This is a genomic window from Cohnella sp. (assembly GCF_041641335.1).
Taxonomy (GTDB): domain Bacteria; phylum Bacillota; class Bacilli; order Paenibacillales; family Paenibacillaceae; genus Cohnella.
This window is the reverse complement of sequence record NZ_JBEPYQ010000167.1, coordinates 1-6318: the sequence shown is the minus strand read 5'-3', so window position 1 is coordinate 6318 and position 6318 is coordinate 1. Positions and strand designations below refer to the sequence as shown.

At 57.3% G+C, this 6318-nt stretch carries 8 protein-coding genes; all 8 read right to left on the bottom strand.

The window, feature by feature from the left end:
* On the bottom strand, nucleotides 1–161 hold a 161-nt coding region (locus ACESLM_RS30190; RefSeq protein WP_372638381.1), incomplete at its 3' end, for an LLM class flavin-dependent oxidoreductase.
* A gap of 65 nt (nucleotides 162–226) precedes the next feature.
* Complete coding sequence (locus ACESLM_RS30185) at nucleotides 227–979, bottom strand: amino acid ABC transporter ATP-binding protein (protein WP_372638379.1); 753 nt, start codon at nucleotides 977–979, stop codon at nucleotides 227–229.
* Entirely contained in the window at nucleotides 976–1686 is a 711-nt protein-coding gene (locus ACESLM_RS30180; protein ID WP_372638377.1) for an amino acid ABC transporter permease, read from the bottom strand. The genes ACESLM_RS30185 and ACESLM_RS30180 overlap by 4 nt, the downstream gene beginning before the upstream one ends.
* On the bottom strand, nucleotides 1683–2465 hold the full coding sequence (locus tag ACESLM_RS30175) for an amino acid ABC transporter permease (RefSeq protein ID WP_372638375.1): 783 nt from the start codon (nucleotides 2463–2465) through the stop codon (nucleotides 1683–1685). The genes ACESLM_RS30180 and ACESLM_RS30175 overlap by 4 nt, the downstream gene beginning before the upstream one ends.
* Nucleotides 2466–2509: 44 nt before the next feature.
* Nucleotides 2510–3394, bottom strand: a complete 885-nt coding sequence (locus ACESLM_RS30170) for a transporter substrate-binding domain-containing protein (RefSeq protein WP_372638373.1) — start codon at nucleotides 3392–3394, stop codon at nucleotides 2510–2512.
* Between the two features lie 280 nt (nucleotides 3395–3674).
* Entirely contained in the window at nucleotides 3675–4241 is a 567-nt protein-coding gene (gene ssuE / locus ACESLM_RS30165; RefSeq protein ID WP_372638371.1) for an NADPH-dependent FMN reductase, read from the bottom strand.
* Between the two features lie 12 nt (nucleotides 4242–4253).
* Complete coding sequence (locus ACESLM_RS30160) at nucleotides 4254–5141, bottom strand: LysR family transcriptional regulator (RefSeq protein WP_372638369.1); 888 nt, start codon at nucleotides 5139–5141, stop codon at nucleotides 4254–4256.
* A 409-nt stretch (nucleotides 5142–5550) separates the two neighbouring features.
* Nucleotides 5551–6318 (bottom strand): lipase family protein (locus ACESLM_RS30155; protein ID WP_372638367.1); only part of this gene is annotated, 768 nt, incomplete at its 5' end.

Below are 6318 nucleotides of genomic sequence, written 5' to 3'. Positions count from 1 at the left end.
CCCGCCATCTGCGAGGAATCGTGGTGCTCGGACACCCAGAACCGCTCGAAGCCGAGCTCCTCCGCGATTTGCGCCAGGCGGATAGTATTGGCCAGCGCCTCGGAAGGCGTCTGCCCGGGGAATACGATGCTTTGATCCAATATGCCGAGTTTAATCGTCATCTATCTCTCTCCTATCTTAGGCGGTTGTTTAAAAAGTCCGCTTTTGGTCACGAAGCTGCCGGTGCCTAGATCGAATAAGCGCTGTCCGAAGTAAACCTCGCCAAAAACTGCCGTGTCCGCTCTTCCTTCGGCGACCGGAAAATCGTCTTCGGCGGTCCTTCTTCGACGACGGTTCCTCCTTCCATGAACACGATATGGTTCGCCACCTCTTGGGCGAAGCTCATCTCGTGGGTGACGATGATCATCGTGATGCCTTCCTTGGCGATTTTGCGGATGACGGCAAGCACTTCTCCGACCAATTCCGGATCGAGAGCCGAAGTCGGTTCGTCGAACAAAATGACTTCGGGGTTCAGCGCCAAAGCTCGGGCGATGCCGACGCGCTGCTGCTGTCCGCCGGACAGCCGGCTTGGATACGCGTCCAGCTTGTCGCCGAGCCCAACCTTCTCCAGCAGCTCCACGCTTTTCCGGCGCGCCTCTGCCTTCGGCAGCTTTTTGACGACGACGAGTCCCTCCATCACGTTCTCCAGCGCGGTTTTGTGCCGGAACAGGTTGTACTGCTGGAACACCATCGCGGTTTTACGTCTAAGCGCGTGAATGTCCTTCTTGGCGGGCTTCCGGCAGTTGACGGCGAATTCGTCGATCGAGATTTCCCCGTCGCTCGGCTTCTCCAAATAGTTGATGCAGCGAAGCAGCGTCGTCTTGCCCGAGCCGCTCGGGCCGAGGATCGCGACGACCTCGCCTTTGTCCACGGTTAGATCGATGCCTTTGAGCACTTCGTTTTTGCCGAACGCCTTGCGAATGCCTTGTAACCTGATCATGCGACACCTCCGCGATTGTATCGGGTAACTCTTCTCTCGAGCAGCGCCGACAGCCTCTCGATCAGAACGGTCATCCCCCAGAATAAGAGAGCGGCCGCCAAGTACGCTTCGAAAAACTTCCAGTTCGTCGTCGCCAGAATCTCCGCCTGAGCGTTGATGTCGACGACGGACACGGTGAAGGCGAGCGTGGAGCCGTGCAGCATGCCGATCAGGCTGTTGGTAAGGTTCGGCAGGGCGGCGGCGAACGCCTGGGGAAACACGATCCGGCGCAGTCCCTGAACGGTCGTCATCCCGACCGCATGGGCGGCCTCCATCTGGCCTTTGTTCACCGCCAGCAAGCCCGAGCGAACGACTTCCGACAAATAAGCGCCCGCCGTAATCGAGAAAGACAGGTAAGCGAACCCGATCATCGGAATTTGCGCGGACCGGAACGCCAAGCCGTAACGATCCGCCAAACCGTCCACCGCGAGAGGGATGGCGAAATATAGAATAAGCAGATGCGTCAGCATCGGCGTGCCTCGGATGACCGTCACGTAAGCGGCGGCGATCCGGTGCAGCGCGGGCACTCTGTACATGCGGCACAGAGCGACGGCGGTGCCGATCGCGAAGCCGCACAGCACTGAGACGGCCGTAATCTTGAGCGTCGTCGGCACGGCGGGCAGCAGGCTGACGAGCGCCGTCCAGATGAACGGGATATCGAGTTTCATGCTCCAGTGCCTCCCTTGCTTAGCGCGACGCTTGTATTCGCGCTCCGTTCCAGCCGCTTGTTCCTCAGGAGGCTTCTCTTGCTCTTGCCGGTTTCGCGCTCATACTTCAACATGCGGCGCTCCAAGTGCAGAAATAGCCTTTCCAGAACGACGCTAAGAATGAAATAAACTGCGGCCAGAGCGATGTACGACTCGATAAAATGCCGGGAAATCGTCGCCAGCGTCTGCGATTTGCCCGTCAGCTCCATCACGCCGAGCGTAAAGGCCAGCGACGTGTCCTTCAGCGTTGCGATGACCAGATTGGCGAGTATCGGAACCGCGATCGCCAGCGCCTGCGGGAAAACGATCCGGGTGAACGCTTTGAAGCCGCTCATCCCGACCGCGTACGCCGCTTCGACTTGTCCCCGGTCCACTGCGGTCACCGCCGCCCGGATGCCTTCGGATACGTAAGCTCCGCTATGCAGGCCGTAGACAAGAATGACGAACGAGAGCACGGGAAGCCGCGAGACGTCGATATGGATCAGTTTCAGCGCTTCGGGAAGCCCGTAATAGAACAGGAACAGCTGGATCAGAATCGGCGTTCCCCGGAAAAAGGAAGCGTAGATCCCGGACAGCCGCTGGAGCACCGGAACGCGGTACAGGCGGGGAAGCGCGGCGAGCAGTCCGAACAGCAGGCCCAGTAAGATCGACGAAGCGACGATGACCAACGAGATTTGAACAAATGGCAGCAGCTTTACGAAATATTCGAACACGTACTGAATATCGAATTTGGCGCCCATGTCGGGGTGTTCATCCTCTCCGCCGTTAATAACTGCTTGCGGACTTACTCTTCGGCGGTAAAGTCATTGCCCAGCCATTCGGTGCTGAGCTTGCCGAGCGTGCCGTCGGCCTTCAGCTCTCTGATCGCGCCGTCGATGGCGTCGGACAGCTTCTGCGCTTCTTCGTCGTTCTTGCGGAACATAAACAAAATGTCGGCTTCGGAGAGCGCAGGTCCGGTCGCTTTCAGCTTGCCTTCGGGATCGATGAGAGACAGCGCGAAGTCGGCGGCCAGCGTGGCATCCACCCGTCCGGTGACGATCTGCTCGACCGTGTCGTTGGCCCCGCCATTGCTGAATACGACTTTAATCGCGTTGTCGTTCGCTTTGTTGTAGTTATCGAGAATTTGGGCCTGGGCGCTCGTCGCGCCTACCAGCACCTTCTTGCCCTTCAGATCGTCGAGCGTCCGGACCGAATCGTTGTCCTTGGCTACGACGATTTTATTTCTCCAGTGCGCGTACGGTTCTTTGTTGAACAAATATTTCTCCTCGCGCTCGGGGTTTTTCTCCATCTCGTGGGCGACGAAGTCGATCTTCTTCGTCTCGAGGCTAAGCAGCAGGCTTTTGAATTCCTGCGTCTGGAACTCGAACTCGTATTGCGGCAGACGATTGTCGATCTCGCGCACGAGTTCGACGTCGAAGCCGGTCAGCTTGCCGTTCTCGTCGATGAAGCACACTTTCGGAAACTGCGTGCCGGTACCTACGACGATTTTCGTAACTTTCACGGGCTCAGCCTGTGCGCTTACCGATTCGCCCGCCGCTGCCGACGGGCTCGATGAAGGTGCTTCCGGCGAGGTCGAGGAAGATTTGGACTCGCTGTTGTTGTTCGCGCCGCAGGCGGCTAACGCAAGAGACAATGTAAGGATGACGATGGCCAGGCTTGTTTTTTTCATGACAGTAAATCCCTCCGCTTTTCTTTTTCGTTAAACCGATAATTCCTACTGATTAAGTATGATTTGGTGTTGGGAATAACAATAGCACCTTGCCCGATTTGTCGTCAATGGAATCGATAATAGAGATCTTCTATAGGTCGATTCAAATGTCCGATACGACCTTACGGGGCGCGGTTTGGCGGGAATTTGGGAGGGGTGCGGGACGGCCTGTTTCGGAGCTTGTCTCCTATGGAAAAGGGGGCTGCTCCGTCTCGGAGCAGCCCCCTTTTAAGGACAAAACCTATGCGTTAACGCCGGTGCCTTTCGCCCGAGCGCCGAGCCATACCAGCTCTTCGGCCAGCTCTTCCGAGGCGCGGTCCAGGCGTTCAGCCAACTCCTGGGACAGCTCGAAGCCGCCGCCCTCCAGACGCTGCACCCACTGGTCGATCGCGAACACGCCGCCCAGAATATTGCGGCTGCCGAGCACCGACAATACCGGCTTCAGCGCGTAATCCAGGCTGAGCAGATGCGCGATCGTGCCGCCGATAAACAGGGGAAGCGTGATTTTGCCCTTCAGTCCCGTCTGCGGAAGCAGGTCGAGGAACGCTTTCAGAATGCCCGTGTACGACGCCTTATAGACGGGGCTGGCGATGACGACGGCGTCGGCGGCTTCCACCTGCGCGAGCGCGGCCAAGATCGCTTCGTCCTTGAAATTCGCGTGAAGCAGCGCCTCGGCGGGCAGCTCCGCGACACGGATGTGGCCGACCTCGAAGCCTTTCTCCTTCCAGTTGCTCTCCACCTGTTGAATAAGCCCGTTCAGACGGGACCCCGGCGTCGGACTGCCGGAAATGATGACGATTTGACTCATGCTCTTCTCCTCCTATTGAACGTATAATAGTTTGCCGACCGCGATAATTTCGCTTAGAAACTGCCCGTGCTCTCCCGGATTGGAGATGACGTACGTCTGCAAGGCGATGCCGTCCGTCCCCGGCACCCGGATCGGAACGAGCCTGCCCGCCGCAACCTCCTGCTTCACGCTCAGACCCGGCAGGAACGAGATGCCCGCCTTGCCGAGGACAAGCTTCTTGGCCATCTCCGAATTGTCCGTCTGAATGCGGATGTTCGGAGGATGGTCGAGGTTCTCGAAAATGCGATGAACCCTCAGCCAGTCAAGCGCCCCGCACTCGAAAAAAACGATCGGCTGCTGCGCGATCTGCGCCACCGACAGGCGTTCGAGCTCGATGAACGGATGCCCCTCGTAGACGTACAAGGAAATCGGGTCCTCATAAAATTTCACGGAATGCAAGTTCGGATGGTTCACTCCGCGAACGAATCCGATATCGACTTCCTTGTTCAGAACTTTGCCTACGATCTCGTCTGTCGTCCCCGTCACGAACTTGTAGTGGGTGTTCGGAAAAAGATGCGCCAGTCGCGGAAGCAGCTCGGGAACGACGTAGTTCGACACGGTGACCGTGCAGCCGATCTTGATCTCCTCCGGAAGCGATCTCTTCCGATTGACGTGCAGCTTGCCTTTCTGATAGGTCAGCAGAAGCTGTTGGGCGTAGGGCAGGAATCTCTTGCCTTCCTCCGTAATTCGCACGGTTTTGCCTTGCCGGTCGAACAGCCTGCAGTCAAGATCGCGTTCGAGCGATTGGATGCGGGCCGTAACCGATGGTTGGGATAAGTATAACGCTTCGGCCGCCTTATTGAAACTCCCGCAATGGATGACGTATACGAACGCCTCGACATTTTCGATATTCACCGTCATCCCCCCGATAAACTTCTATTCTCCGAAAATGATTCCAACCTTTTATATCCAATATAATAAATAGGAATTATCGGAATGTAAAGTGAAACTCTCATTCATAACGGGGCATATCTTTCGCAGCTTGATGACTTTCTGCGATCTTTACGGAGGTGGTTGGAGCCCGGAGCGCACGCGAAAAGGAGCTGCCTCATAAGTCAGGGCGTACCAGATTATCGATGAAAAAAAAAGGGCATCTATCTCCTGGAGAATGCCTCATACGCTCCTGAAATGACCCTGTCACGGGTCTATCCATTCAAAATTTCAGGATCGTATAGCATCGGAAGGAGATAGATGCCCATGAACATGCATCCATCGATAATTGTTCGGTACGTCTCGGTTTACTTACGAGACAGCCCCATAGATCGCGAAACTAAGGAGCGAACGGAGAAGGAACGGAAGAGCCCGGACAGAAGCCGGGATTGTAATCGCTCAGCTTCCGCGCGAACAGCGGATCCCTCTGCGCCAATTCGGCGTAATAGCTGCTTATGGCGTGATTGCCGGGGACCGAGCCGTTGTGGAAGACGAGCTGCTCGGATTTGCGAACGTGCTCGTAATAAAACGTTTTGCCGCTCTTGGGCAGCGTCAGCGTTAGAGGCGGCAGATGGGTGACGACGTCGAACTCGTTGTGCACCCTGAAGCTGCGCATGACTTTGTTGCTGTAGGCGTTGACGAATGCGGGATCTCCGGCGCGTGGAGCCGCGAACGTATAGACGACGGGGTGGCGGAACTTCGTTCCCGCCGCCGCGTCGAGCGCGCACAGCGTCGCCAGCGCGCCTCCGAGGCTATGGCCCGTCACGTACAGCGTTTTGTCCGGAGAAATCCGTTTCAGGCAGGCGTGAATTCCGTCCCGGGCCGAGCTATAAATGCCTGTAAAGCCGCGGTGCGTCATCCCGGCGTTTTTGGCGAATTTGTATTTCACCTGGCTGGCCAGCGCGTCGGACACCCAGTCCGACGTCGAGCTCGTGCCGCGAAAGGCGACGATCGCATGCGTATCGGACTGCAGCACGAAGCCGAACCTCTCGGGCACTCCGAGCAGCGATCTGGCTCGGATGTCCCCGACGAACTCGAACGGGCGGGGAACGACGAACGCCCCGCTCGGATCATTGAATTGCGCGTAGGTTTGGCTGCACACCGCCGC

What these genes read in the sequence shown, in the direction of transcription:
- ACESLM_RS30185 (WP_372638379.1), bottom strand. Translation starts at nt 979, where the DNA reads ATGATCAGGTTACAAGGCATTCGCAAGGCGTTCGGCAAAAACGAAGTG.
- ACESLM_RS30180 (WP_372638377.1), bottom strand. Translation starts at nt 1,686, where the DNA reads ATGAAACTCGATATCCCGTTCATCTGGACGGCGCTCGTCAGCCTGCTG.
- ACESLM_RS30175 (WP_372638375.1), bottom strand. Translation starts at nt 2,465, where the DNA reads ATGGGCGCCAAATTCGATATTCAGTACGTGTTCGAATATTTCGTAAAG.
- ACESLM_RS30170 (WP_372638373.1), bottom strand. Translation starts at nt 3,394, where the DNA reads ATGAAAAAAACAAGCCTGGCCATCGTCATCCTTACATTGTCTCTTGCG.
- ssuE (WP_372638371.1), bottom strand. Translation starts at nt 4,241, where the DNA reads ATGAGTCAAATCGTCATCATTTCCGGCAGTCCGACGCCGGGGTCCCGT.
- ACESLM_RS30160 (WP_372638369.1), bottom strand. Translation starts at nt 5,141, where the DNA reads ATGACGGTGAATATCGAAAATGTCGAGGCGTTCGTATACGTCATCCAT.